30 protein-coding genes are annotated in these 22,420 nt (G+C 60.1%); 21 read left to right on the forward strand and 9 right to left on the reverse strand.

Annotated features, from left to right (window positions below):
- Nucleotides 1–26 precede the first annotated feature (26 nt).
- A complete protein-coding gene (locus C5J22_RS13905) occupies nucleotides 27–509 on the reverse strand; it encodes a hypothetical protein (RefSeq protein WP_105402438.1) in 483 nt (160 codons plus the stop codon).
- 27 nt (nucleotides 510–536) lie between these two features.
- Nucleotides 537–1,865 carry a tetratricopeptide repeat protein gene (locus C5J22_RS13910; protein ID WP_105438691.1) on the reverse strand — a complete coding sequence of 443 codons (1,329 nt, stop codon included), beginning with the start codon at nucleotides 1,863–1,865 and terminating at the stop codon, nucleotides 537–539.
- Nucleotides 1,866–2,120: 255 nt separating this feature from the next.
- On the opposite strand from C5J22_RS13910, the gene C5J22_RS13915 reads away from it, so the two are divergent.
- From C5J22_RS13915 to C5J22_RS13960, 10 genes are all read left to right on the forward strand, one after another.
- Nucleotides 2,121–2,840: an SDR family NAD(P)-dependent oxidoreductase gene (locus C5J22_RS13915; protein ID WP_172746618.1), complete on the forward strand. Its 720-nt coding sequence runs from the start codon at nucleotides 2,121–2,123 to the stop codon at nucleotides 2,838–2,840.
- A gap of 7 nt (nucleotides 2,841–2,847) precedes the next feature.
- Nucleotides 2,848–3,063, forward strand: a complete 216-nt coding sequence (locus C5J22_RS13920) for a hypothetical protein (protein WP_105438693.1) — start codon at nucleotides 2,848–2,850, stop codon at nucleotides 3,061–3,063.
- A 162-nt stretch (nucleotides 3,064–3,225) separates the two neighbouring features.
- Nucleotides 3,226–4,323, forward strand: coding sequence for a Rieske 2Fe-2S domain-containing protein (locus C5J22_RS13925; protein ID WP_105438694.1), 1,098 nt, complete (start codon nucleotides 3,226–3,228; stop codon nucleotides 4,321–4,323).
- Entirely contained in the window at nucleotides 4,323–5,093 is a 771-nt protein-coding gene (locus tag C5J22_RS13930) for a hypothetical protein (protein WP_105438695.1), read from the forward strand. Before C5J22_RS13925 ends, C5J22_RS13930 begins: the two co-directional genes overlap by 1 nt.
- Nucleotides 5,090–5,299: a hypothetical protein gene (locus C5J22_RS13935; protein ID WP_105424609.1), complete on the forward strand. Its 210-nt coding sequence runs from the start codon at nucleotides 5,090–5,092 to the stop codon at nucleotides 5,297–5,299. The genes C5J22_RS13930 and C5J22_RS13935 overlap by 4 nt, the downstream gene beginning before the upstream one ends.
- Nucleotides 5,300–5,417: 118 nt before the next feature.
- Nucleotides 5,418–6,026, forward strand: coding sequence for a TetR/AcrR family transcriptional regulator (locus C5J22_RS13940; RefSeq protein WP_105438696.1), 609 nt, complete (start codon nucleotides 5,418–5,420; stop codon nucleotides 6,024–6,026).
- A gap of 115 nt (nucleotides 6,027–6,141) precedes the next feature.
- Nucleotides 6,142–6,696 (forward strand): sigma-70 family RNA polymerase sigma factor, encoded by a 555-nt coding sequence (locus C5J22_RS13945; protein WP_105438697.1) that lies wholly within the window; start codon nucleotides 6,142–6,144, stop codon nucleotides 6,694–6,696.
- Nucleotides 6,693–7,328: an NrsF family protein gene (locus C5J22_RS13950; RefSeq protein WP_105438698.1), complete on the forward strand. Its 636-nt coding sequence runs from the start codon at nucleotides 6,693–6,695 to the stop codon at nucleotides 7,326–7,328. The genes C5J22_RS13945 and C5J22_RS13950 overlap by 4 nt, the downstream gene beginning before the upstream one ends.
- A 6-nt stretch (nucleotides 7,329–7,334) precedes the next feature.
- The gene (locus C5J22_RS13955) at nucleotides 7,335–7,892 is read left to right on the forward strand and encodes a chlorite dismutase family protein (RefSeq protein WP_205837180.1); all 558 of its coding nucleotides are present in this window, start codon (nucleotides 7,335–7,337) and stop codon (nucleotides 7,890–7,892) included.
- A gap of 85 nt (nucleotides 7,893–7,977) precedes the next feature.
- A complete protein-coding gene (locus C5J22_RS13960; protein ID WP_105438700.1) occupies nucleotides 7,978–8,613 on the forward strand; it encodes an NrsF family protein in 636 nt (211 codons plus the stop codon).
- Between the two features lie 190 nt (nucleotides 8,614–8,803).
- Here the strand turns inward: C5J22_RS13960 and C5J22_RS13965 are convergent, their stop codons facing one another.
- Both C5J22_RS13965 and C5J22_RS13970 read right to left on the reverse strand, forming a co-directional pair.
- On the reverse strand, nucleotides 8,804–9,406 hold the full coding sequence (locus C5J22_RS13965; protein WP_105438701.1) for an NADPH-dependent F420 reductase: 603 nt from the start codon (nucleotides 9,404–9,406) through the stop codon (nucleotides 8,804–8,806).
- 118 nt (nucleotides 9,407–9,524) lie between these two features.
- Entirely contained in the window at nucleotides 9,525–10,259 is a 735-nt protein-coding gene (locus tag C5J22_RS13970; protein WP_105438702.1) for an SDR family NAD(P)-dependent oxidoreductase, read from the reverse strand.
- A 264-nt stretch (nucleotides 10,260–10,523) separates the two neighbouring features.
- Here C5J22_RS13970 and C5J22_RS13975 point away from each other — a divergent pair, with 264 nt between their 5' ends.
- Entirely contained in the window at nucleotides 10,524–11,420 is an 897-nt protein-coding gene (locus tag C5J22_RS13975) for a LysR family transcriptional regulator (RefSeq protein WP_105438703.1), read from the forward strand.
- Nucleotides 11,421–11,445: 25 nt separating this feature from the next.
- Here C5J22_RS13975 and C5J22_RS13980 read toward each other — a convergent pair whose 3' ends face one another.
- Both C5J22_RS13980 and C5J22_RS13985 read right to left on the reverse strand, forming a co-directional pair.
- Nucleotides 11,446–11,907 carry a GFA family protein gene (locus C5J22_RS13980; protein ID WP_105438704.1) on the reverse strand — a complete coding sequence of 154 codons (462 nt, stop codon included), beginning with the start codon at nucleotides 11,905–11,907 and terminating at the stop codon, nucleotides 11,446–11,448.
- Nucleotides 11,908–11,948: 41 nt separating this feature from the next.
- Nucleotides 11,949–13,376 carry a coniferyl aldehyde dehydrogenase gene (locus C5J22_RS13985; protein WP_105438705.1) on the reverse strand — a complete coding sequence of 476 codons (1,428 nt, stop codon included), beginning with the start codon at nucleotides 13,374–13,376 and terminating at the stop codon, nucleotides 11,949–11,951.
- A gap of 97 nt (nucleotides 13,377–13,473) precedes the next feature.
- Between C5J22_RS13985 and C5J22_RS13990 the strand changes: the two genes are divergently transcribed.
- Nucleotides 13,474–14,085: a TetR/AcrR family transcriptional regulator gene (locus C5J22_RS13990; protein WP_105438706.1), complete on the forward strand. Its 612-nt coding sequence runs from the start codon at nucleotides 13,474–13,476 to the stop codon at nucleotides 14,083–14,085.
- A gap of 55 nt (nucleotides 14,086–14,140) precedes the next feature.
- Here C5J22_RS13990 and C5J22_RS13995 read toward each other — a convergent pair whose 3' ends face one another.
- Nucleotides 14,141–14,698, reverse strand: a complete 558-nt coding sequence (locus tag C5J22_RS13995) for a methylated-DNA--[protein]-cysteine S-methyltransferase (RefSeq protein ID WP_105438876.1) — start codon at nucleotides 14,696–14,698, stop codon at nucleotides 14,141–14,143.
- A 156-nt stretch (nucleotides 14,699–14,854) separates the two neighbouring features.
- Between C5J22_RS13995 and C5J22_RS14000 the strand changes: the two genes are divergently transcribed.
- The 5 genes from C5J22_RS14000 (at nucleotide 14,855) to C5J22_RS14025 (ending at nucleotide 18,959) form a co-directional block, all read left to right on the forward strand.
- Complete coding sequence (locus C5J22_RS14000) at nucleotides 14,855–15,613, forward strand: AraC family transcriptional regulator (RefSeq protein WP_245440374.1); 759 nt, start codon at nucleotides 14,855–14,857, stop codon at nucleotides 15,611–15,613.
- 96 nt (nucleotides 15,614–15,709) lie between these two features.
- A complete protein-coding gene (locus tag C5J22_RS14005) occupies nucleotides 15,710–17,128 on the forward strand; it encodes a nuclear transport factor 2 family protein (protein ID WP_172746619.1) in 1,419 nt (472 codons plus the stop codon).
- Nucleotides 17,129–17,145: 17 nt separating this feature from the next.
- Nucleotides 17,146–17,640 carry a nuclear transport factor 2 family protein gene (locus C5J22_RS14015; RefSeq protein WP_245440375.1) on the forward strand — a complete coding sequence of 165 codons (495 nt, stop codon included), beginning with the start codon at nucleotides 17,146–17,148 and terminating at the stop codon, nucleotides 17,638–17,640.
- Between the two features lie 100 nt (nucleotides 17,641–17,740).
- Nucleotides 17,741–18,400 (forward strand): 2'-5' RNA ligase family protein, encoded by a 660-nt coding sequence (locus C5J22_RS14020; protein ID WP_172746620.1) that lies wholly within the window; start codon nucleotides 17,741–17,743, stop codon nucleotides 18,398–18,400.
- Nucleotides 18,401–18,476: 76 nt separating this feature from the next.
- Nucleotides 18,477–18,959 (forward strand): VOC family protein, encoded by a 483-nt coding sequence (locus tag C5J22_RS14025; RefSeq protein WP_105438708.1) that lies wholly within the window; start codon nucleotides 18,477–18,479, stop codon nucleotides 18,957–18,959.
- Between the two features lie 18 nt (nucleotides 18,960–18,977).
- Here the strand turns inward: C5J22_RS14025 and C5J22_RS14030 are convergent, their stop codons facing one another.
- Nucleotides 18,978–20,420 carry a methyl-accepting chemotaxis protein gene (locus C5J22_RS14030; protein WP_105438709.1) on the reverse strand — a complete coding sequence of 481 codons (1,443 nt, stop codon included), beginning with the start codon at nucleotides 20,418–20,420 and terminating at the stop codon, nucleotides 18,978–18,980.
- Between the two features lie 133 nt (nucleotides 20,421–20,553).
- A complete protein-coding gene (locus C5J22_RS31155) occupies nucleotides 20,554–20,718 on the reverse strand; it encodes a hypothetical protein (RefSeq protein ID WP_172746621.1) in 165 nt (54 codons plus the stop codon).
- Nucleotides 20,719–20,892: 174 nt separating this feature from the next.
- On the opposite strand from C5J22_RS31155, the gene C5J22_RS14035 reads away from it, so the two are divergent.
- Genes C5J22_RS14035 through ybaK form a run of 4 tightly spaced genes read left to right on the forward strand, consistent with a single transcriptional unit; the run spans nucleotide 20,893 to nucleotide 22,416 of the window.
- Nucleotides 20,893–21,240: an ArsC family reductase gene (locus tag C5J22_RS14035; protein WP_105438710.1), complete on the forward strand. Its 348-nt coding sequence runs from the start codon at nucleotides 20,893–20,895 to the stop codon at nucleotides 21,238–21,240.
- Nucleotides 21,241–21,280: 40 nt separating this feature from the next.
- Nucleotides 21,281–21,709: a putative toxin-antitoxin system toxin component, PIN family gene (locus C5J22_RS14040; RefSeq protein ID WP_105438711.1), complete on the forward strand. Its 429-nt coding sequence runs from the start codon at nucleotides 21,281–21,283 to the stop codon at nucleotides 21,707–21,709.
- Nucleotides 21,706–21,936, forward strand: coding sequence for a ribbon-helix-helix protein, CopG family (locus tag C5J22_RS14045; RefSeq protein WP_105438712.1), 231 nt, complete (start codon nucleotides 21,706–21,708; stop codon nucleotides 21,934–21,936). Before C5J22_RS14040 ends, C5J22_RS14045 begins: the two co-directional genes overlap by 4 nt.
- A gap of 6 nt (nucleotides 21,937–21,942) precedes the next feature.
- Nucleotides 21,943–22,416 (forward strand): Cys-tRNA(Pro) deacylase, encoded by a 474-nt coding sequence (gene ybaK, locus C5J22_RS14050; protein WP_105438713.1) that lies wholly within the window; start codon nucleotides 21,943–21,945, stop codon nucleotides 22,414–22,416.
- The last annotated feature ends 4 nt before the right edge of the window (nucleotides 22,417–22,420 follow it).

Genomic DNA, 22,420 nt, shown 5'->3' on the forward strand with positions numbered 1-22,420 from the left:
ACCGGGCAGGCCTAGTCCCCACAGGTCTAGCGTTCCATGCGGCGGACGACGAACGCGACAACCGTACCAAACAGCATGTGGCCGATCAGCGACGCCCAGGTCAGAGTAACAAAACCGAGAAATGCCGGTTGGCCGCCAAACAGGTGTGCCATGACGTAAAGGGCGAATATCCAAAGGCCGATGCCGAAGCCGATACCTGTCAATAGTAATGGCAGTTTGGGGACGATCAGCCGCTGCAATGGCCGTGCGATGAACAGGTAGCCGATCGGATAAAAAACGATGCCGACGATCGCGTGGATCGCTTCGGCCAGCAACAGATTGTTGAATCCGAACACCGATTGAACGAGTGCAGCCGGCTCCAGTGGTCCGCCAACCCATAGCGGCGTGATCAGCCGTGCCCAGATTTCCCAGGTAATATTGGCGGCAAGTCCGGAAAGAATAATCGTCCTGCCAAGGCTCGGTTGAATTTCAGGGAAGACGCTTGTCTTTTGCATTTCCATCATGGACATCGTGGTTTTCCTTTCTTTGAGGTGAGATCAGGCAGACAAACTCATGCCAACCGAATGTTCGATGGATTTGAATAATCGGTCGTCGGCCTTCAGCCGCTGGCGAATCTGGCCGATACGCGAAACACCGACATTATTGCCATCGCTCGCCATCGCCCTGGCGAGCGCGAGGACGAAGAAGTCGCGCTGTGCGTTGCTGCCGCCGATCCTCGGCAGGTTCGCCACCATGCGTTCGAGCATGTGGCGGTCCGCCGGAGCATCGAGACCCGTGAGAACGCGCGCCATCGGTACACCGATCTCGGCGGCGACGCGGCCCTGGTCATCCGTGCCAAGCGCCTTGGCTTCCATATGCGATACAAGCTCCACAGCTCCATCGCGGTCGCCAACGGCAACCATGGCGGCAAGATTATGCAGAGCTGCAAAAATCAAGGTCGTGTCGGCCTTTCGACGATGGGCTATTTCTGCCAGATCGGTCCAGCGATCACCGACATGAGCTCCCGATTGCTCCATCCGCCACAGGAGCGAGACGGCATTGGCCATGTCTCGGAAATCGTCGGTTTGCTGTGGGCGAACGTCGTCGTCGTAGATCTGCAGCACCCGATCATGATCGCCGCGTTCCAGGTGTAGCAGGCCGAGATGCCAAGCCATATGAAAGGAGAAATTGTTGCAGCGCGACCAGGCCTTGCGGTTCGCCTCGAGCCAGTCAATGCCTTCTGCCGTATCGCCCCGCATCTCGAAGACATGCGAGACGGCGTGAAGGCCCCAGGAATCATCGGGCTGCAGGGCAACCGCGAGCTGCCCCGCGGCAAGCGCCTCGGCATACCGACCATGCTCTTCAAGCGAAAACGCGTGGCAACCGAGTATAAAGCCCCTCGCCGTCGTGCTGGTGTCAAGGCGGGCAACTGCACGCGTGCTGGCCCGTAGCATGCCGCGGGCATCTCCAAGCATGAAACGCAGAGCCTGCGAAATCTTAAAGGGCAAGAACGTCACCGACCGATCCTCGAAACCGTCGTCGAGAATGTCCGTCGCACGCGAAAACGAGCCTTCGACGGCGGCCTCCAGTGCTTTCACAAGGGTGCGCTCGTCACCGGTTCCTCCGCCTTGGACCACCAGCGCCGCCTGCGCATCAACGAGTGCCTTGGCAGCCGGTTCGTCGAGCTCCGACCGCGCCAATATCAGATTTGCAAAGCCCTTCAGCGCATGGCCGGCAACGTGATGGGGGTCGGCAGCCAATGTTGACTGGATGGCCACACCAGTACTTGGCCGATGCGCCGCCAGACCAAAGACGGCATTCTCGAATGCCCGTTGTGCCTCGTTGCTGTCAGTGCTGGTCATGAGACCGTAGGCATCGCGCTTCATTCGTTTACTCCTTCAGGAGGACGCCGATCAGAACCCTCGAGATCCCATTACCCTTCGTCCGACGAAGACCTTTACGGTCGCGTCAGGTGGTTCGTTACAGCCGGTCCTGATTTTTTTCGCAGCCACATCAAGATTTCTTCGCGTCGCATAGCGGGCGGGAATTTTCTAAAAACGCATGTAACAAAACCATGTGCTGCCGCGAATTACGGGGGCTGGCCTTTGCAGGCGACCTCAACTCGAAAGGGCGGGACCATCATGAGTGAAGCAACAGGAACAAGCCCCGTTGTCATGGTTACGGGCGCAGCAGGAAACCTTGGAAGCACCGTCATCAGGGAGCTTGCGGCAAACGGTACGCGGCTCGTCTGCGTTGAGCACAATTCGGAAGCCTTGGAAAAATTGGCAGAGAGCCTGCCCGAGAGTAACGAAATCCTAGTGATCGGCGGCATGGATCTCGCCGATTTGACGTCATGCCAGGAAGCGGTCGAAAGAACGTTCGCGAGATTTGGCCGGCTCGACGCGCTCGCCAATACCGTCGGCGGCTTCCAGACAGGACCGGTCGACGAGACGGGCATGCACCAGTGGGACCGGTTGTTTCAGATGAATGCCAGAACGGCTTATGCAATTAGTGCAGCGGCCCTGAAACCGATGCAGCAGGCAGGCTACGGCCGCATCGTCCATGTCGCGGCAGCGCCGGGACTAAAGGCCGGCGCCAATCAAGCCGCCTATGCCGCATCGAAGGGGGCGGTGATCCGGCTTACGGAAGCGATCGCCGCGGAAAACCGCGACAAGCGCATTACCGCCAACTGTATTTTGCCGGGCACGATCGACACGCCGCAAAACCGGTCGGCGATGCCGAATGCGAAGAGGGACAGTTGGGTTCAGCCAATGGATATCGCCAAGCTCATCGGGTTCCTCATTTCGCCTGCAGCAGGCATCGTCACCGGTGCGGCCATACCGGCGACCGGCCGCACCTGAGGGTCCCATGGTTTCGATCTCCGATCCCGTCTCCGCAGGATTGATGCTTTGGGCCGGCATCGGTCTTGCCATCGCCGCCGCCTTTCTGCTGTTCGGATTCGACAAGGTCGATCCGGGGGCACGTGACGCCTATGCGGTCCGGCCGCTCCTTATCCCCGGGCTCGTTCTCCTCTGGCCGCTGGTCGTCTGGCGGTGGACCAGACTTTCCAGGGGAGAACGCTAGCATGCAACGCCGTCACCGTCGCGCGCACACAGTGATCTGGACAGGCATCGCGGTCGTTATCCCGATCATGCTTATTGTTATCTTTGCTAGCGTTCCGAAACTGCCGACCGATGCGCCGGCTGTGCGCCTGGATGCCACCGCAACACAGAGGGATAAGCAACCGTGAGCCTATCCTACAAGCCAGTCATCTGGAACAAGACCAAGGTCATCTATGACGCGGTCATGCTGGCCGGGATCTTCATCTATATCCTTATTTTCCTGCGGCTGGGACCAATCATATCCTCCGCACTCCGGGATACCGACCTGCCGATCCAGCGGATGCGTGCCTTCGGGTCTCTGGCCTTGCTGATGCTGACCATCGTCCTCGCAATCGGGCCACTGGCGCGGATCGATGCGCGTTTCGTTCCGCTCCTCTACAATCGCCGCCATTTTGGCGTGATGACCGCGATCATCGCAGCCACGCACGCCTACTATGTGCTCGGATGGTATTTCTCCTTTAGCCCAACACCACAGCTCACGGCGCTCTTCACCAGCAATACCAGCTTTACGAGCATCGCCGGCTTTCCTTTCGAACTCTTCGGCGTCTTCGCGCTCGTCATTCTGGCGATCCTTGCGGTAACCAGCCACGATTTCTGGCTCTCCTTCCTGACGCCGCCGGTGTGGAAGGCGATCCACATGAGCGTCTACTTCGCCTATGCTGCGGTCATCCTGCATGTGGCGCTCGGCGCTCTGATCGATCGCCGGGATCTTGCTTTGGCATTTTTGTCGCTCGGCGGATTGGCTACGCTGTGCGTCCTGCACCTCATCGCAGGTCGGCGAGAGACATCGGCTGACGCGACTGCGTCGAAAAAGGCCCCCGAGGCGCCTTGGGTGATCGTCGGTGACGTCAACGAGATTGCCGAAGGCAGGGCGATCATCGGGATGGCACCGGGCGGCGAACGCATTGCCGTCTTCCGTTCAAAGGGTGGTCTTTCAGCCGTATCCAATATCTGCTCGCACCAGAACGGCCCCATCGGCGAAGGCAAGGTCGTCATCGGCTTTATCACCTGCCCATGGCATGGCTATCAATATCGGCCCGAGGACGGTTGTTCGCCACCGCCGTTCCGCGAGCGGATCCGCAAATATCGCCTTCGCCTGGAGGGCTCAGGCATTCTGGTCGATCCGGAACCCTTGCCTCTTGGCACAAAGGTGGAACCGTTGGCCATCCCCGCGGAGTTGCTTCCCGCGGCTGCCGCGCCGAAAAAGGAAGGGACGGTTTGATGCTGAAACCTTTAGAAGGTGGATTTTTTGTCGGTTACTTCAAGAAAGTCCCAGCCGATGTCAGGGGGCTGATGATCGGGTTCATCGTGTTCTTCATTGCCGCCATGGCGACGACTTCGGCGTTGCTGTCCCTTAATACCGAAAGTCCAGGCGCGGGCAATTATGCGGATGAGCTCTCCGGAGAGCATCTGATCGGCACAATGGAGGTAAGGCCCTATCCGATACTGCGCATTCCCGCCGACGGCACAAAACCCGCGCGCGCTATCATGCTGGCGGGCGCGGGCAAGTTCGGGGTGGACGACAGGGCGCTGCCGCTTGCGGGCAAAGCCGCCCAGGCAGGTGGCATCTTCGTTAAGCGCGGAGACCTGGTCATGCTGCTGATCGGCGGCGAAGACGACCTGAAAGCAGCCAAACCGCAAATGCCGGCCCTGCCGGTCACATCCGCGGTGGAGAATCTCGGTCGGTGGCGTTTGACGGGCGAGATCTGCGACGGGAAATGCAGTGCTGGCGCCATGAAGCCGGGAATGGGCCTCGCGCACAAGGCCTGCGCCAATCTGTGTATTTCTGGAGGCGTTCCACCGGTCTTCGTTTCCACTGCACCTGTGGACAGCCACATCTTCTTTCTTCTCGCTTCAAAGGACGGAGGACCGATGCCAGCCGCCTTGCTCGACAAGGCCGGTTTACCGGTGGTGCTTGAAGGCAATATCGAACGCCGCGATAATCTGCTGATTTTCAAGGTCGACAGTTTCAGCGAGGAGCCTGGTGCATGACCCTGGGCGTGAAAAGAGCCTGGCGCCATCTGTTCGGTCTATTGCTGGCGCTGATTGCTACCATCCTGATCATCCTCGCATGGCTGTATGGTCTGGATTATCTGAGCGGCACCCCGTTCGAGGAGCTGCGATACGTGATCTTCGGGGTTGCCGTTGTCGGGCTGCTCTCCGGCCTTAACAGGCTGACGTCGAGGTTTTTTAACTAGAAAGTCGCCGAAGGCTGAATCACATAGGGTTGAGTTTTAGATCGTATGTTCTAGAATGGATTGGCAATAACCTTGGGCATGTCGGCTGTTCCGATCAATGCTCTGGGAGACAGGATATATGGCCAGACCCAGAGAATTTGATGAAGAAAATGTGTTGCTGCTGGCTGTCGAGCGGTTTTGGGAACACGGCTACGAGGCAACTTCAATCCGTGATCTGGCCCAGGCAATCGGGCTGACCACCGCGAGCATCTACAATACCTTTGGCGACAAGCACGCATTTTATCGCAAAGCCCTCGATTTTTATGTCGAACGGAGCTTCGGCGACCGTGTCGGCCGGTTCGAAACGAAGCCGCCGCGCGAGGCGATCAGCGCATTTTTCAACGAAATTATTGAGCGGTCGTTGAGCGATACCAAGCGGAAAGGCTGCATGTTGGTCAATTCCGCGCTTGAGGTCGCGCCACATGATGATGAGTTTCAGCGTGTGGTGGCTCAAGTCCTGGTGCAGGTCGAGGCTTTCTTCAGGAGCTGCGTCGAAAGGGGCCAGGAAGACGGATCGATCAATCGTTGCCAAAAAGCGTCGGACATGGCCGGCACGCTCCTCGGCACACTGCTTGGTATTCGTGTGCTTGCGCGCACGCGTCCTGAAAGAGACCTTCTGGAAGGTCTTATCCGGCCCATTTTTGCACTGCTGGAACCCCAATCACAGTCAGACAATCTTATCTCATGATCGATGACATGAACGTTCAAACCCTTGCACGCTTTGGCCCGATATCCCACACGCAAAAAAATCTGGCTGGTCTCTGTAACAATTGCACGAGAACCACCGAAGAAGGATATGTCGGATGACAGATCTGGCGCGTGAAAAGGAATGGGCATCCTGGCTGCGTTTAGCGATTGCGGGCGACAGCCACGCCTATCACAAATTCCTGACGGCCTTCACACCACATTTACGGGTGATGGCGCGGAAGCGTTGTGACCAGTTCGGTGCGCCGGCCAGCGAGGCTGAGGACGTGGTTCAGGAAGTACTGCTTACTATCCATCTCAAGCGCGGGACATGGGATCCGTCACGGCCATTGGGGCCATGGCTATCGGTAATCGTTCGCAACAAGGTGGTCGATAGCCTGCGGCGCCGTGGCAGGCAGTCAGTACCGCTTGAGGACGTCATTGCTACACTCAAAACAGACGAACGCATCGCAGCCTCCGATCGCATCGATATCGAACAGATTCTGGGCAAGCTCAAGGATCCGCAACGAACAATCGTTCAATCGATATCGATTGAAGGGTCGAGTATTCGGGAAACCGCCGATCGCCTGGAAATGACAGAGGTGGCGGTACGTGTTTCCCTACATAGGGCATTGAAGGGGTTGGCTGCTCTCTATTCGGGGCGGGCGACATGAAGACTGAGGAGTTGATCGAACTGCTCGTGCAGGATACGCCGGTTCGACTGAATCTTGATCATGCCCTGATGCATGCTGCCACTGCCGCCACTTTGATCGCCGCCATTTCATTCTTCGCGGTCATCGGCTTGCGTGCGGACTTCGGTACGGCCATCGAGACGAGCCGCTTCCTGTTCAAATTCCTGATCACGGGATCTGTCACCCTGACCGGTGGGATGGTCATGTTCCGGATCGGAAAACCGGGGGTCCCGGTTCAGTTGACGGCATTCGGTCTATTGGTTCCCGCTCTGTCGATGATTGCAGCGGCGATCCTTGAACTGTTGGTCATGCCGTCTGAGACATGGGTGACGCGCATGATCGGGCATAATTCCAGCCTCTGCCTGACGATTATCCCCTTCTTATCGGTGGGTCCTCTTGCCTGTTTTCTCTACGCGCTTCGATACGCTGCCCCCACCCGACCGGCGGTCGCGGGAGCTGTTGCCGGGCTCGTAGCGGCAGGGATCGCGGCGACATTCTACGCAGCCAATTGCGATGATGACAGCCCGCTCTTTGTAATGCTCTGGTATCCGATTGCCATTTCGATAGTTGCCGGGACCGGTGCTTTGCTTGGCCACCGACTGTTGCGCTGGTAGGTCACGATGGTAAAACCGACATACTTCGTGGCTGGTGAAGATGGTCAATGGCAGGTAGAGGCAACGCGCGCCATTGCAGGCAAGGGTCTGGATGTTGCGCCTCGTCTTAGTGTCATGGACACCAATCAGGTCATATTACCCGATCCGGTGGCCTGGGTTCTGCGCGGAACAGCTGGCAGCGCGCGATACACGACCCGTGTCGAGCTCGATCGGCTTGCAGAACGCCAACCACCGCTGGGCCGCGCAACGGCGTGCCTCGCGGTCTTGATCCCGATCCGCAAGTCGGACCTTTGGTGGTCTCTTGCGCAGGACGAGCGCCGGGCCATCATTCAGGAGAGGTCGGCGCATTTTCAGATCGGGATGGACTATTTGCCGGCGGTCGCTCGACGCCTCTATCACAGTCGAGATCTCGGCGAGCCTTTCGATTTTCTCACCTGGTTCGAATTCGCGGAGGAAAGTGCCCCTCAATTCGATGCCATGCTCTTTCGATTGCGGGCGACCGAAGAATGGCGTTATGTCGAACGTGAGGTCGAGATCCGCTTGCGGATATGGCACCATCGTTGATCATGCTAGGATTGCCAATCCTGTGCAAGATCGCTTGACAGAATGGGACCGTCCTCGTCAGGCCAGCCGCAGACGGAGTATTTAAGTGAACACGGAAGACCTGATCAATCTGATATCGGAGGACACACGGCGGCCCGTCAACCTCTCGAGGGCGCTTGCTCTGGCGACAGCTGCTGGCGCATTGGTGGCGGGATTGGTGTTCTTTTCGGTCCTGGGTGTTCGACCTGATTTTGCTCAAGCCATCCTGACTGCGCGCTTCGCATTCAAGTTCATTGCCACCTTGGCGCTGTTTTTTGTGGCGGCATCGCTGATGGAAAGCCTTATCCGTCCAGGGGAGAGCGCAACGGCTCGGCGCTGGTTATTGCTGCTGGCACCAGCGCTGTTGATCGCCGCCGCTACCATCGAAATGGTCGTCACCCCGGCCGATCTTTGGGGAACCAGACTGTTGGGCCACAATGCGTTGCATTGCCTGACGGTCATCCCGATCCTCTCGTTAGCGCCGACCATGTTCCTCTTTCTGGTGATGCGCCATGGTGCGCCGGATCACCCCGGTCAAGCCGGGGCAATCGCGGCATTGGCATCCGCCGGTATTGCAGCCACCCTTTACGCCTCCAATTGTCCCGACGACAGTCCGTTGTTCGTCGCAACCTGGTATCCAATCGCTATACTCATTGTGGCCGTTGCGGGGTATTTTGCCGGCCGACGCTTTCTAAGGTGGTAGCTGCGACGAAGCAGTTCACGATGTCGGGCTCTATTGGCGTTGTAGTGCACAATCGACTGGATCAGGATCGCTGATTGCGAGCTGACAGCTTTAGCCGCTCCTGTTTATGAAGCCATTCGCGAGAAGCCGTCTACAACTTTTCAGCCGCGCGCGACCGGTTCTCGGTGTCGATCACACGGTCGTAGATCGATCACTGCTCCTTCTTGTACAAATCCTGGAAGATGAGCTGGCCCCAGGTGCGGTCGCGTGCATGCACCAGCGCGCCACCCTCGTTGAGTTTTCCGAGCTTGACGGGTGCGAACCCGAGCTGTTTGGCCAAATCCGCCACGGGAGCGATCGCGTCCTCGTCGTCACCAGACAGAAAGACGACCCGGTGGCCGCCCTCGACGACCGGATCGGTAGCCAGGGTGGCTGCGATCATGTGATTGAAGCCTTTCACGAACCTGGCGCCGGTGAACGATTTTGCGGCGAAGGCGGAGGACGGGAGGCCGTCCAGCTCTTCAGGGGGAACGCCAAACGTGTTCGTCGCATCGATGACTGTCTTGCCTTTCCAGCTCGGCAGGGCCTTCGCAACCTCGCGATGCTCCCCGAACGGGACCGCCAGGATGATCGTGTCGGCCTCGAGCGCATCCCGCAGCGATTTGGCGACGACGTTAAGTCCAATCGCCCGAGCCTGCGGCGCCAACGCCTCGGGCGGACGGCGGCTCGCGACGGCCACCTCGATGTTTTTACGGGCGAAAGCCTGGGCGAGGGCCTGGCCTACCTTGCCGAATCCTACAATTGCGTAGCTCACAATACTTCTCCGATCCGTGTTGATATTGATTACTTAGCCTTCAACGGCCCTGGGTTATTTATCGAGCCCTGCGGCGGTCCGAATAATCGAATGGAGCGCTTGGCCGGGCGTAGCGGCGTTAGAGTTGCGCAAGGCCGCCATCGACAGCGACCTCGCTAGCGGTCATGAAGCTGCTGTCAGACGACGCGAGAAAGGCGGCAACCGCCCCAACCTCCGCCGGATCGGCCATTCGCTGGAGCGCAGTCATCGAGCCGTAGGCCTTCAGGCCCTCCTCGCCCAGCGCTTCCTTCGCGAGTTCGGTCGCCGCCGCCCCAGGCGACAGCACGTTTACCCGAATGCCGGTGCCCTTCAGGTCCTCCGCCCAGGTCCGCGCGAGGTTGCGCACTGCCGCCTTGCTCGCGCTGTAGGCGGTGAATGCCGGGGCGCCCGTGGTGCCGGCGCTCGATCCGGTCAGGATAATCGAACCGCCCCCGCCCATCAGCGGCAGCGCCTTCTGGACCGTGAAGATCGTACCCTTCACATTGATGTCGAAGGTTTCGTCAATGTGCTCGGCGGTGATCTCGCCGAGCCGAAGCTGGCTTCCCACCCCGGCATTGGCGAAGACGATGTCGAGGGTTCCGCGCTCGGCCTTCACCGCCGCGTAAAGCCGGTCGAGGTCGGCCAGATTGGAGACCGAGCCCTTGACCGCGCGGGCGTTGGGGCCGAGGTCGGCCACAGCGGCGTCGAGCGCTTCCTGCCGACGGCCGAAGATGAAGACGAAGGCGCCCTCCTCGATGAAGCGCTTTGCAGCGGCGAGGCCGATGCCGGTAGCGCCGCCGGTGATCACGGCGGTTTTTCCATTCAGTCTGTTCATGTCATGCATCCTTTGGTCGTTCGGGGACGCCCCCGAGACCCTCGAAATAGGTTTGCCAGCATCAGTTTCTGAGTGTGGAAACGCGCACATCGGTGGTGCAAAATCGATCCGGCTGGAAGACTGACGCCAGCCGCGACGATCAATGTCCGCCGTTCGGAACTGGGCCGTGCTGATCGACAATAGCTATGATAGCCGCCCGCATTGCTGTACGAAGCGTCGGATAGGGACTTTGGGAAGACGCACCGCGCGGTGCCGGATTGCACCATGATCGACTGGGATGACATTCGATATTTTCTTGCCGTGGCGCGCGGAGGCTCAGTGCGGGCTGCCGCCGAAGGCCTCGGGGTCAATCACTCGACCGTGCTGCGACGCATCGCTCAGTTCGAGGAACGCCTCGGGGCGCAGATGTTCGAAAAGCTGCCTTCAGGCTACCGCATGACGGCTGCGGGAGAGGAGGTCCTCGAACTCGCGCACCAGATGGAAGCGTCGTCGCACCAGCTGGAGACGCGCGTCTTCGGGCGCGACCAGAGCGTACGCGGGCTTCTGCGGGTGACGCTGGCTCCACCGCTTGCGACACACCTGCTGATGCCGGATTTCGCCGATTTCGCGCGTCTGCATCCGGACATCGAGATGGAAATCCTGTCGTCCGGCGATCTGGCAAATCTGACCAACCGAGAGGCCGACGTGGCGATCCGCGTCGTCTACGACCGCAAGACCCTGCCACTCAATCTTCACGGCTTGAAGGGACCGGAGGTGTTCGGCGGCGTCTACATGTCCCGCGATCGACTGGCCGCATGGCGTGCGGGCGCGCCTGATCCCATTCGGTGGGTCGTCATCAGCATTCATGGAATTCCGGATTGGGCCAGCGAAGGTGAGGTTCGAACCACGGGGGTTCCATTTCGGACCACGGACGCAGAGGCGCAGGTCGTTGCCGTGCGGCAAGGGCTCGGGATCACGACGCTGCCGTGCTTCGTCGGAGATGCCGACCCCCACCTGGTGAGGGTGCCGGGCACCGAGCTGCACATGTACGGAACGCTCTGGCTTCTCACACAGGGGGAGACACGCAAGACGAAGCGCGTGCAACTCTTCACGGAGTTCGTATCCCGCAGGCTCGCCGCATACGCTCCGCTTCTCGCAGGGCTGTCCATATCGCGCGACTGACGCCGGGCAGGTCGCTGCCGGCCCGCTACAAGCCACTCATGATCATTTTTCCGACTGCGAATTCGCTCGCGAAATAGCCGCTGTACTTGGGCAAGCTACCGGGCATGTCCAGCACGCGACGGTGATAGAATATATCCATCCCAACCGGCGGCAGCTGGGCCTCGGACTTGAAATTGCTGGCCGGGATGAACATCACCTTGAACGGCCCGGCAACCGCAACCTCGACAACGGGCTTGCCGCAAGTCCGGCAGACCCCGCGATTGAAGTTCGGCGGCGGACGGTATTTCCTGAACGAGATATTGGCGGCGTTTTTCAGCACTACGTCCCTGGCACGAACAGCGACAACATCCGCGAACGGTCTATCGTTGAACGCTTGGCAGATCAGGCAGTGGCACCGGAACCTGGCTTTCGGCGACGCGTGCACCTCGAACGAGCAGGCGCCGCATTCGCATGAGCCGCGTAGCGATAACGGTGTGTGGGTGGTCATGTGCTGATGCTCCCGGGATTGATCGGATGACGGCATGCTGGTCACCGAAGCATCATGTTGAGGATGATATCGATCGGCTGCCTGAACGGGGCGTGGAGCAGGTTTGAGAGGTTCCAGCGACCTTGCTCGTAGATCCCCTTGGCATGGCTGAGCGTACGGAAGCCCTCGACACCATGGTAAGCGCCCATGCCGCTGGGCCCGACACCGCCGAAGGGCAAGTCATCCTGGGCGATGTGCATGATCGTCCCGTTGATAGTGACGTTGCCTGAGGTTGTTCGGCTCAGCACCATGCGCCGGTCTTGATCGTCGGCACCGAAATAGTAGAGCGCGAGCGGCCGAGCCCGGGCATTCACATAGGCGATCGCATCGCCGATGTCGCGGTAGGGAAAGACCGGCAAGACCGGGCCGAAGATCTCCTCATGAGCGATGCGCATGGTGTCCGTGACGCCAAGCACGACGGTTGGCGCCAGCGTGTTGGGGCGACGGGATGCCTCGCCGGGCCGGTTGCCGACCTCGACGATCCGCGCTCCCTTGGCGCTCGCATCCTCGATCAGGCCTTGAAGTCGAGCGAGGTGCCGCTCGTTGATGATGGAAGTATAGTGTTCACTCGTCGGCCCCTCCGCATAGAAGGACGCCACTTTCCGGTCATACACCTCGACGAACGAGTCGACGTCGTCTTCGTGGACGAGTGCGTAATCGGGAGCGATGCACGTCTGGCCGGCGTTGAGCAGCTTGCCGAAAGCAATGGACGCCGCCGTCTGGTCGAGGGAATGGCCTTTGGCGACGATGACCGGCGATTTGCCTCCCAATTCGAGGGTGACCGGGACAAGGTTGTCGCTGGCAGCCTTCATCACCGCCCGCCCCACTGCGGTGCTGCCGGTGAAGACGAGATGGTCGAACGGCAGGGCCGTGAATGCGGCCCCGACAGTCGCATCACCGGTCACGATCGCGAACTGATCCTCGGAGAATATCTCGCCGAACATTTTTGCGAGTAGCACATTGGTGGCGGGCGTGAACTCCGAGGGTTTCAGCATCACCCGGTTTCCGGCCGCGATCGCTGTTGCGGCCGGCATCAGCGCGAGGTTCACCGGATAGTTCCACGGCGACATTACGCCGACGACGCCAAGCGGCTGATATTCGATCCGGGCCTTGCCCATCCGCATGTGCAGAGCAACGTGGCGGCGGGTCGGCGCCATGAATTTGCGAAGGTTGCGGATCAGATATTTCGTGCCCTCGGCGACCCCTCCAACCTCCATGATCGCCGTCTCATATCTCGAGCGATGCCCGAAATCGGCATTGATGACATCTTCGATCGCTTTGCGGTGTGCAATTAAGGTGGCCCTGAACCTGACCAGATCAGCGCGTCGCTGCGCCAGCGAGGGCGCCCCGTCACGCAGGAACGCAGCACGCTGGGCCGCGAGGAGAGTGCCTAGCCGATCAGCGTCGGTGGTATTTGCGGTTGCGTTCATGACCCACTCCAATGTAGACAGGAGAAACTTATGCCATTGACATAGGCGCTTAAGTAGTCACTGTCAACAATGTAAGCACGGGAAACTTAGAGGAACCATGCAGGACACACCCAGCCGCCCCTATCACCACGGTGATCTCCGTCGTGCGATTATCGAGACGGCGTTGGATATGCTTGCGGAGGAGAAGGGCTGGCAATTCACGCTGCGGGAAGTCGCCCGCCGGGCTGGCGTAAGCCATGCGGCACCTTACAAGCACTTCCCCGACAAGGCCGCGCTGCTGGCAGAACTCGCCATGATCGGGTTCGACCGGCTGCGCGAATCCCTGTCGGCTGCGAAGCCTGAAGCGCCCGAAACTCTGCGCGACGAAATCACTCCGATAGCTCGGGCCTACCTCGCGTTCGGAACGGAGAACCCGGCTCTCTACCGCCTGATGTTTAGCGCGGAGGAGGGAAAAGCGGTGGGAATGCATCTCAATGAGCGGGCGCTGGCGGTATTCGATATTCTCCGCGAAATCCTCCGGCTCGGCCAAGCCGCAGGCAGCATTCGCAAGCGGCCCATAGAAGGTCAGGCGGCAGCCGGCTGGGGGCTCATCCACGGCTTGACCATGCTTACGATCGATGGGCTGTTGGTGCCCGAGAAGGTGGGATCGGCCCCGTTGGATGCGGCCTTGAGCGCGCTGGTGGAGGGGCTGGGGAGCCCGGCAACATGACACGAACTGGGTTGCCGTCGCGGAGACGGTGCCTGCTGTCTTGTCGTTGAGGGCTTCAGAACCCCAGGGATTGCTGTGCCGGCTCCGGTGGCGCCAGGCGCACGCCTTCGAGTTCCAGCATGCGGGTCTTCGACGTCGAGCCGCCCGGAGCCGAAAATCCGCCGATCTTGCCGCCGGCGGCGAGCACGCGGTGGCATGGGATGATCAGCGCCACGGGGTTTTTCGCCATCGCCTGGCCGACATCACGAGCGGCCTCAGGACCGGCGCCGAGTTCCTTGGCGATCGCGCCATAGGTCGTCGTATGCCCCCAGCCGATCCGGCGGGCGGCGGCATAGATCTGCTTGAAGAAATCGTCCTGGCCTTCGAGATCGAGTTTGACCTTCGAGAAATCGACTTCTTCGCCCGCAAAATAACGCTTCACGGCGTCGACAGCCTCCAGAACCTCGGCCGGCGGCGTGCCCGGCTCGGCTTCAGACAGCCGGCGCAGCAACAGCTTCTCGGTCGAATCCGCGCTTTTGGTGGGCAGTTGGAAACGAGTGATACCGACCTCATTCCAAGCGATGCCGCAGAAGCCGGCTGCGGTTTGAAAAATCAGGTATTGATGCGTTGTTATGAGGAAACCTCCGCATTGCGATTTGACCTTAAAATCGTGCCTTAGGCCCAAGGATTCAACCTGTTTCTTGCCTGCAAAGGCGAAGTTCTCACAGAACTGCTGGTTGAAGTTCCCTGGCCGCTCCTTAAATTTTTCCCCATGAGCGGATCGCAAGCATTGGCGCGACTGACGGCGGAGAGGCTGCATACGCCTCCCGGCGGCGGACGCTTTGCGATATCGCGCCTGGCGCTGGGGCTTTTTCTCGTCGATCAGGAGCGCCACAGGATCGCCATCGGCTCTGACAAACGGCTACATCTGCCGCTGAAAGCCGGCGAAGGCTGGATCCTGCCGGCCGGTGCGACGGGTATCTGCGAATACGACGAGGCGCTGTCTTTCCTGAGGCTCGAAATACCCGAAAACCTGCTCGCCGATGTGGGCTTCGAACATTCGGACTTCCGGCCGGTCGTCGGCGCCTTCGACCCGTTGCTGGCGCAGCTTGCTCACCAAACAGTCTCGATCGCCGGTCATGCGTCGGCGCTCTACCACGAAACGATGCAATTGGCGCTCGCGGCCCACCTCGCCCAGGTCCTGGCCCCGGCCCAACCGAGGCTTGTCGGCATCGACGACCGGCGGCTGCACCGTGCGCTCGACTACATTCACGACAACCTCACCGCCAATCTGTCACTTGAAGACATGGCAGCCGAAGCGGCAATGAGCCGTTTTCATTTCGTGCGGGCATTTACCAAGGCGCTCGGCAGATCGCCGCATCAATATGTCATTCATGAACGGATGGAGCTGGCGAAACTGTTCCTGAAGACGACCCCCTTGCCGATCTCCGCCGTTGCTGCGCGCGTCGGTTATGAAGACGTCTCGCGGTTCGGCCAGCATTTCCGTCGCCAGACGGGCACGACGCCCGCTGCCTTCAGAGCCAATTGAAGCAATAATCGCATAACGAACGCCAAGAACCGCGCCTGTGCCGCCGCGGCAAAGCTGCCAACCTCCCGTCATTCGACATGAGACAGGAGAAACGCCATGAAAGCCGCAGCTGTTTCAACCTTCTGCATCGCGGTGATGGGTTCTGCCGCCATCGCGGAGGATATCCAGACCCGTAGGGTTTCCTTCGAGAACCGAGGCGCGACGCTCGCCGGCACGCTCTATCTGCCGCCGGACTACCGATCCGGAGAAAGACGTCCGGGTGTGGTCGTCAGCGGCGCCTGGACCTCGATCAAGGAGCAGATGTCCGGCCTCTACGCCCGCGAAATGGCGGAACGCGGTTTTGCCGCACTCGCCTTCGATCACCGCGGCTGGGGACAGTCCGGCGGTGAAATTCGCTTCAAGGAGGATCCAGCCGAAAAGACCCGCGACATCGCTGCGGCCGCCGCGTTCATGGCGACACTGCCGGAAGTGGACGCGGTCAATATCAACGGGCTCGGCATCTGCGCCTCGGCGGGATACATGGCAGCGGCGGCGACGGGCAACGCGAATTTCGCTGCCGTCGCCCTGATCGCGCCCTGGCTGCACAACCGACAGATCGTCGAGCACGTTTATGGCGGACGGGAAGGTGTTTCCAAGCTGATCGCCACGTCACGCGAGGCGGAGACCTCCGAGGATCGGGGCCAGCCGAGGACCATCACCGCTGCTAGCATGACCGACCAGACTTCGCTCATGTATCGGATCCCTTATTACACAGAGGCGGATCGGGGCCTTGTCCCGCAATATGACAACCGGTTCAATCTCGCCTCCTGGGAGCCGTGGCTGACCTACGATTCCGTTTCGCTCGGGGCGAAGCTCGACAAGCCCACCTTGATCGTCCATTCGGAGGGAGCCGCCGTGCCGCAGGGCGCGCATGCATTTTACGCACTGCTACCGGGTGAAAAATCGGAGCTCTGGCTCGACGGTATCAGCCAGTTCGATTTCTACAATCGGTCGCAACCGGTGACCATCGCGACGGACGCCGCAGCAGCGCATTTCACCCGCGCCAACGCGTCTGGGCAGATCGCTCCCCAGGACCGTGCGGCGATCATGGACACGATCACCGACATCGCGACCGGCCCCGACCGGCATCAATGGGACCGGGTACGTCGCGCCTTTGCAGACCAGGTGACGCTCGATTACACGAGCCTTTGGGGAGGCACGCCAACGACCCAGGCGGCCGACGACATAATCCGGCAATGGTCCGGTTTCCTGCCGGGTTTCGACGAGACGCAGCACGTCGTGACCAATCACAGGGTCACGAGCCTTGAAGGTGCGAAAGCAACCGCCGAGGCCGATTTCCAGGCCACCCATCGTATCGGGACCGATCTCTGGGTACTGACGGGCCATTACCGCTACGAACTCGTCAAGGTTGACGCCGCCTGGAAAGTGTCCGCGCTGACCATGACTGCGACGCATGAAGCCGGCGACCGAGGGCTCGTTGCACGTGCGGCCGAACGCGCCCCGAAAATCCGCTGAGCCTTGAGGAGGAACCCATGTTCAAAACCAGCTTCCGAGCGCTGCTCGTCACCGCCATCCTCTTTTCAGGAGTGCCCGCCATGGCCGCCAGCCCCGAACAGAACCGCAAGGTCATCACCGACTATTATGCCGCCTACGGCAGCGGCGACATGACCAAGGTGGCATCCTTCTTCGCCGAAGACATCGAATGGCATATTCCGGGCCACCACCCGCTCGCAGGCACGAAACGCGGCAAGGCGGAAGTCGCCGCGTTCTTCCAGCAACTCGGAAAGGCCGGCTTTCGCGCGGAACTCATCGCACTGATGGCCGACGAAAACTGGGTGATCGACATGCATCGGGGCTGGTCGAACCGTGACGGCGCCAATGTCGATACGGTCTGGGTGCTCGCCTTCCGCATCGAGGACGGCAAGATCAAGGAAGCCCGCAACTTCTCCTACGATCAGGCTGCCGCCGACAGCTTCTTCTGGCAGGCCTATCAGCTCAAGCCGTTGCCGGGCCGGCTCGCGAATTAACCATGATTGCAATTGTTCCGCATTTGTTCTTTACTCATCCAGGGAGTCCCGCTAGATTTCGTTCAACGGCATGAGGTCGCATTACTATGACGGTAGCAAGATGAGCTTGCGCAAGCACGCTGGCCAGCCTTCGCTCCCCTTTGGCGAAGGCTGGCTTTCGAAACCGGCCCCGCCTGCCCGGCGCAAGAGCAAGCTCATGTTCGTGCTGAAGCCGTCCAATCCCCTCGGTCTCGTCATGCATGGCGACGCAATGATCCACGCCGCGAACGAGAATACCCGCGATGCCTATCCCGCCGATCTTCTCCATATGAGCCTGCTCTGCATGGAGCAGTTCGAAGAGCCGCCCATACCGCTTATCGAAGCAACCAAGATGGTCGCAGCCAGCCTCCAGGCGAGACCTGTCCCGATCACGCTCGACAGCAGCGCCCTGTTCGGAGGCAAGCGTCATCTCGCCCTCTATCGCGCCAGGGGCAATCCGGTGGTCGTCCAGTTCGCGCAGATGCTGCGCCGCGCTCTCGCCCGCCACAACCTTCCGAACTACTGGATGGCGGACACTACGCCGCATGTAACGCTGATCTATGGCTGCGGGCGCATAGAACCCATGCCCATCGAGCGGAATTATGCCTGGATCGCCGGCGAGTTCATGCTGGTCTACAGCCATTGCGGCGAGACGCGGCACGAGGAATTCGGAAGATGGAGCTTCGATCCGAATGCTCCTGCCTATCCGACGCGGCCGGAACAGCTCCGCATGATGATCTGAAAGAATTCTGCCAGGCGAGTCGGATCGGCGGGCGCCTGAGCGTCCTATGGACGATCGCCCTTTTGAGGAGAGAACAATGGCCATCCAGAAGCACAAGATCGTTCCGCATCTCTGGTTCGATAACAACGCGGAAGAAGCCGTCAATTTCTATGTCTCGGTATTCGAGAACTCGAGGATCACCGATGTCTCGCGTTTTGGGGATGCCGGTCCCGGGCTCAAGGGTTCGGTGATGGCGATGGGCTTCGAGCTCGAGGGCCAGAATTTCGCGGCGATCAACGGCGGACCTTTGGCGAAGTTCAACGGCGCGGTTTCCTTCCTTGTCCATTGCGAGACGCAGGACGAGATCGACCACTATTACGACAAGCTCGTCGAGGGCGGCCAGCAACAGCCCTGCGGCTGGCTGACGGATCGTTTCGGGCTGGTCTGGCAGGTCACTTACGCCAGGATGCCGAAAATGCTGACGGATAGCGATAGCGCCCGCGCCTATCGCGTCATGCAGGCGATGTTCTCGATGAAGAAGATCGATATTGCAGCGCTGGACGCGGCCTACGCGGTATGACCGACCCGCCTCCCGATATCAAACCTTGATAGCGAGACGCAGACCGCCCCAATGGCGCCCGTTGACGGTGATCGGGGCGGAAATGTCCTTCATCAGCACAAACTCACCGCCGCCCATGTCGCGGCGGTAGGTCTGCAGCAGGAAAGGCTCCTTGTTGCGGCCGGCCGCCAAGCCCACGCGGTCGTTGAAGATGCGCCGGTTGCGGCAGTTGGCGGTATTCCAGGTCACGTCGCCCGGACGCTGACGCTGCGAGAATTTTCGATTGTGGGTCGGCAGGTAGCCGTTTTCATCTATGGCAGCGCAGAATGCGACCTGGGCATCGCCTTCGGCCGCCCGTTCCTGGATAGGCGGCAGCACGGTATCGGTGAACTCCGTAAAGCGCGTCATGTACTGGACGGGATCGCTACCGGGGATCGCGACATATTGCCGGTCGAACAAGGCGCCAAGATCGATGCGGCCGGATTTTACGCCCGCCTCGAAGGCGGAGGAAACCTCGGCGGCGTAGTCCATGACGGCACGTATATGGGGAGTGTCCGGGGTTTCGATGCCGGCGCTCGCCGTCGTCTGGATCATCCGCTCGGAAATCGTCACCACCTCTCCGACGCGGGAGGAGGTCTGCTGCAACTGGTCATTGGATTTCAGGATCGCGCTTGCCGCGGAAGCAATCGACGAGGCAAACTCGCCGCATTGCCTGTCGACCGTTTCGGTCGTTCCGGCGAGCGAGGACGCCTTGTCGAGGATCTGAGTCATGACGCCTTCGACGCCTTTGAATGAGCCCTGAACCTTCATCGCTGTCGTCTTGACGCCCTCGGCCGACTGGCTGGCACCTTCGCCGGCCGTTACCAGCTTGTCGATGCGGCTGTTCAACTGATCGAGCGTGGCCTGGATCGAACTCGTGGTCTGGGAGGTTTGCAGCGACAGCGCGCGTACCTCCGCCGCGACCACGGCAAAACCCTTGCCGGCTTCGCCCGCACGCGCCGCCTCGATCGCGGCATTCAACGCCAGAAGGTTTGTCTGCCTGGCGATCATGCCGATCGCATCTGCCAACCGTCCGACGTCTCCGAGCGCCGTGGAAAACAGCTTGATCTCGGCGCCGATTTCCTGGGACGCATGGACCATGTGATCGATCGCGGTGATCGAGCCGGAAAGCTGTTCAGCCTGCTCGCCGAGCACCTTGCGCGCGTTCGCCGTCAGCTTGTCGGATTCCTGAAGGGAGCGGGCAACGTGGCCGTTGGCGTCCGCGATCGATTGAGCGGACTGCGTCAGGCGACCAAGCAATGTCGCATGTGCGGAGGATTGCGCAGCCGTATCCTGGATAGCACCGGCAATATCGACCAGATGAAGGCCGAGCGCGGAAGCCTCGTTCGCCAGCTTGGCGACGGACCGCTTCAACACATCGCCGTCGACAGACACAGGCCCCGACGGCGCTTCTTCCCTGACAACCTGCCCGACCAAATCCACATCTCCCGGAATATTAGGAGAATATAGGATGGCATGGTTAACGGACAGTTTCCGCGGGTATTCGGCAAAGCCTTATACTTAAGGCTGAGATGCAAAGCCCCTTCCCAGCCAAGCAAGGCCGGGAAAGAACTGATCAGCCGAGACGATCGAAAGCCTTCGGGTCGATGCCGAGGGTGGTCAGGTCGCGGTTGTTCGGGCGGCGGTGGTTTTCCACGGCAGCCGAAACCGAGATTGCGGCGCTCATAACTGCGAAGGCGCGGCCAATGGCGCTGCCACGGATTCTTTTCTGTACGGACATGTGAAACTCTCCTTTTTCGTTCTGCTAAAATATGATGCCTGTGCTGTTTTTGTGCAATGCACAACGGAACAGGGGAGCCATGCAACTGTCACATAACAACCGTTAACCACGGCGAAAGGCTTGCACGGCAGGGGGTGCCCTTGGTATCGGTCGAGCCGATATGAAGAGGCTTCGATGGCAATCACGATCTACGGCATCAAGAACTGCGACACGATGAAGAAGGCGCGCGACTGGCTCGACCGCAAGGGCGTCACCTACACTTTTCACGACTACAAGGCCGAGGGCATCGACCGTGCTCATCTCGATACCTGGACGGACCGCGCCGGCTGGGAGATCGTGCTCAACCGGGCTGGCACCACGTTCAAGAAAATCGATGAAGCAGATAAGGCAGACCTCGACCGCGAGAAGGCGATCACCCTGATGCTTGCCCAGCCTTCGATGATCAAGCGGCCGGTGCTGGAAGCGGACGGAAAGCTGATCGTCGGTTTCAAGCCGGAGGTTTATGAAGAGGAAATCGGCTGATCCGTTGACAGAGAGATGATAGCATATATGCTATCATTTCATGAAGGTCGTCATCGACACGAACATATTCGTATCTGCCATCATGAATGCGGAGGGCAGCCCCCGTCAGGTCGTCAGGCTTTGCTTGCTTGAACAGATTACTCCGTTGATGGCGAATGCGCTTTTTTCCGAATATGAAGATGTCTGTCATCGCGACCACCTTTTCGGCCGTGCACCACTTTCCGCTGAGGAGAGAACCGAACTGTTGGATGCCTTTTTGTCATGCTGCCAATGGGTGCCTATCTATTTTCTCTGGCGGCCCAACCTTCGTGATGAGGCGGACAACCATGTCATGGAACTGGCGGTCGGCGGCGGTGCGGAGGTCATCATAACAGCGAACAAGCGGGACTTCGCCCAGGCAGAGCTCGCGTTTCCGAAACTGAAGATCTTCACCGCTGGTGAGTTCCTGGCTTGGAGAAAGAAAACATGAGCACTTTGACTATCCGGCTTCCTTCCGATCAGCATGAACGCCTCAAAGCGCTGGCCGCAGCACGGGGGACCAGCATCAATAAGCTTTTCGAGGAATTCTCCTCGAGGGCGCTTGCTGAATTCGATATTGAGACCCGTTTTCGCCTGCGTGCTGCGAAAGGGGACAAGAAACGCGGACTCGCCCTTCTGGACAAGCTCGACCGTGTCCATTCGCAGCCCGATCAGTAACCAGCCATGTCCAAGACAACCCGCGCTACGCAGATGCTCGAAAAGGCAGGCGTCGCCTTCGCCACCGTCACCTATGACTACGATCCGAATGCGGACCGGATCGGGATGCAGGCGGCGGAGGCGATCGGCGAGGAGCCGCGTCGTGTCTTGAAGACGCTGATGGCGGAGGTGGACGGCAAGGCGGTCTGCGTCGTGGTGCCGTCGGACCACGAGGTTTCGATGAAGAAGCTCGCGGCCGCATTCGGTGGCAAATCTGCGAGCATGATGAAGCCCGCCGATGCGGAACGGGCAACCGGCTATCATGTCGGCGGCATCAGCCCCTTCGGTCAGAAGAAGCTCGTGCCGACCGCGATCGAGATCACCGCGCTCGACGAACCGCATGTCTTCATCAATGGCGGCCAGCGCGGATTGCAGGTGCGGCTGGACCCGAAGGCGGCCCGCGATGCACTGAAGGCGGTCGCCGCGCCGCTGGTGGCGTGATGGC

Source organism: Neorhizobium sp. T25_13 (assembly GCF_002968675.1).
Lineage (GTDB): Bacteria > Pseudomonadota > Alphaproteobacteria > Rhizobiales > Rhizobiaceae > Neorhizobium > Neorhizobium tomejilense.

What these genes read in the sequence shown, in the direction of transcription:
- C5J22_RS13905 (WP_105402438.1), bottom strand. Translation starts at nt 509, where the DNA reads ATGTCCATGATGGAAATGCAAAAGACAAGCGTCTTCCCTGAAATTCAA.
- C5J22_RS13910 (WP_105438691.1), bottom strand. Translation starts at nt 1,865, where the DNA reads ATGAAGCGCGATGCCTACGGTCTCATGACCAGCACTGACAGCAACGAG.
- C5J22_RS13915 (WP_172746618.1), top strand. Translation starts at nt 2,121, where the DNA reads ATGAGTGAAGCAACAGGAACAAGCCCCGTTGTCATGGTTACGGGCGCA.
- C5J22_RS13920 (WP_105438693.1), top strand. Translation starts at nt 2,848, where the DNA reads ATGGTTTCGATCTCCGATCCCGTCTCCGCAGGATTGATGCTTTGGGCC.
- C5J22_RS13930 (WP_105438695.1), top strand. Translation starts at nt 4,323, where the DNA reads ATGCTGAAACCTTTAGAAGGTGGATTTTTTGTCGGTTACTTCAAGAAA.
- C5J22_RS13935 (WP_105424609.1), top strand. Translation starts at nt 5,090, where the DNA reads ATGACCCTGGGCGTGAAAAGAGCCTGGCGCCATCTGTTCGGTCTATTG.
- C5J22_RS13940 (WP_105438696.1), top strand. Translation starts at nt 5,418, where the DNA reads ATGGCCAGACCCAGAGAATTTGATGAAGAAAATGTGTTGCTGCTGGCT.
- C5J22_RS13945 (WP_105438697.1), top strand. Translation starts at nt 6,142, where the DNA reads ATGACAGATCTGGCGCGTGAAAAGGAATGGGCATCCTGGCTGCGTTTA.
- C5J22_RS13950 (WP_105438698.1), top strand. Translation starts at nt 6,693, where the DNA reads ATGAAGACTGAGGAGTTGATCGAACTGCTCGTGCAGGATACGCCGGTT.
- C5J22_RS13955 (WP_205837180.1), top strand. Translation starts at nt 7,335, where the DNA reads ATGGTAAAACCGACATACTTCGTGGCTGGTGAAGATGGTCAATGGCAG.
- C5J22_RS13970 (WP_105438702.1), bottom strand. Translation starts at nt 10,259, where the DNA reads ATGAACAGACTGAATGGAAAAACCGCCGTGATCACCGGCGGCGCTACC.
- C5J22_RS13975 (WP_105438703.1), top strand. Translation starts at nt 10,524, where the DNA reads ATGATCGACTGGGATGACATTCGATATTTTCTTGCCGTGGCGCGCGGA.
- C5J22_RS13980 (WP_105438704.1), bottom strand. Translation starts at nt 11,907, where the DNA reads ATGACCACCCACACACCGTTATCGCTACGCGGCTCATGCGAATGCGGC.
- C5J22_RS13985 (WP_105438705.1), bottom strand. Translation starts at nt 13,376, where the DNA reads ATGAACGCAACCGCAAATACCACCGACGCTGATCGGCTAGGCACTCTC.
- C5J22_RS13990 (WP_105438706.1), top strand. Translation starts at nt 13,474, where the DNA reads ATGCAGGACACACCCAGCCGCCCCTATCACCACGGTGATCTCCGTCGT.
- C5J22_RS14005 (WP_172746619.1), top strand. Translation starts at nt 15,710, where the DNA reads ATGAAAGCCGCAGCTGTTTCAACCTTCTGCATCGCGGTGATGGGTTCT.
- C5J22_RS14015 (WP_245440375.1), top strand. Translation starts at nt 17,146, where the DNA reads ATGTTCAAAACCAGCTTCCGAGCGCTGCTCGTCACCGCCATCCTCTTT.
- C5J22_RS14020 (WP_172746620.1), top strand. Translation starts at nt 17,741, where the DNA reads ATGAGCTTGCGCAAGCACGCTGGCCAGCCTTCGCTCCCCTTTGGCGAA.
- C5J22_RS14025 (WP_105438708.1), top strand. Translation starts at nt 18,477, where the DNA reads ATGGCCATCCAGAAGCACAAGATCGTTCCGCATCTCTGGTTCGATAAC.
- C5J22_RS31155 (WP_172746621.1), bottom strand. Translation starts at nt 20,718, where the DNA reads ATGTCCGTACAGAAAAGAATCCGTGGCAGCGCCATTGGCCGCGCCTTC.
- C5J22_RS14035 (WP_105438710.1), top strand. Translation starts at nt 20,893, where the DNA reads ATGGCAATCACGATCTACGGCATCAAGAACTGCGACACGATGAAGAAG.
- C5J22_RS14040 (WP_105438711.1), top strand. Translation starts at nt 21,281, where the DNA reads ATGAAGGTCGTCATCGACACGAACATATTCGTATCTGCCATCATGAAT.
- C5J22_RS14045 (WP_105438712.1), top strand. Translation starts at nt 21,706, where the DNA reads ATGAGCACTTTGACTATCCGGCTTCCTTCCGATCAGCATGAACGCCTC.
- ybaK (WP_105438713.1), top strand. Translation starts at nt 21,943, where the DNA reads ATGTCCAAGACAACCCGCGCTACGCAGATGCTCGAAAAGGCAGGCGTC.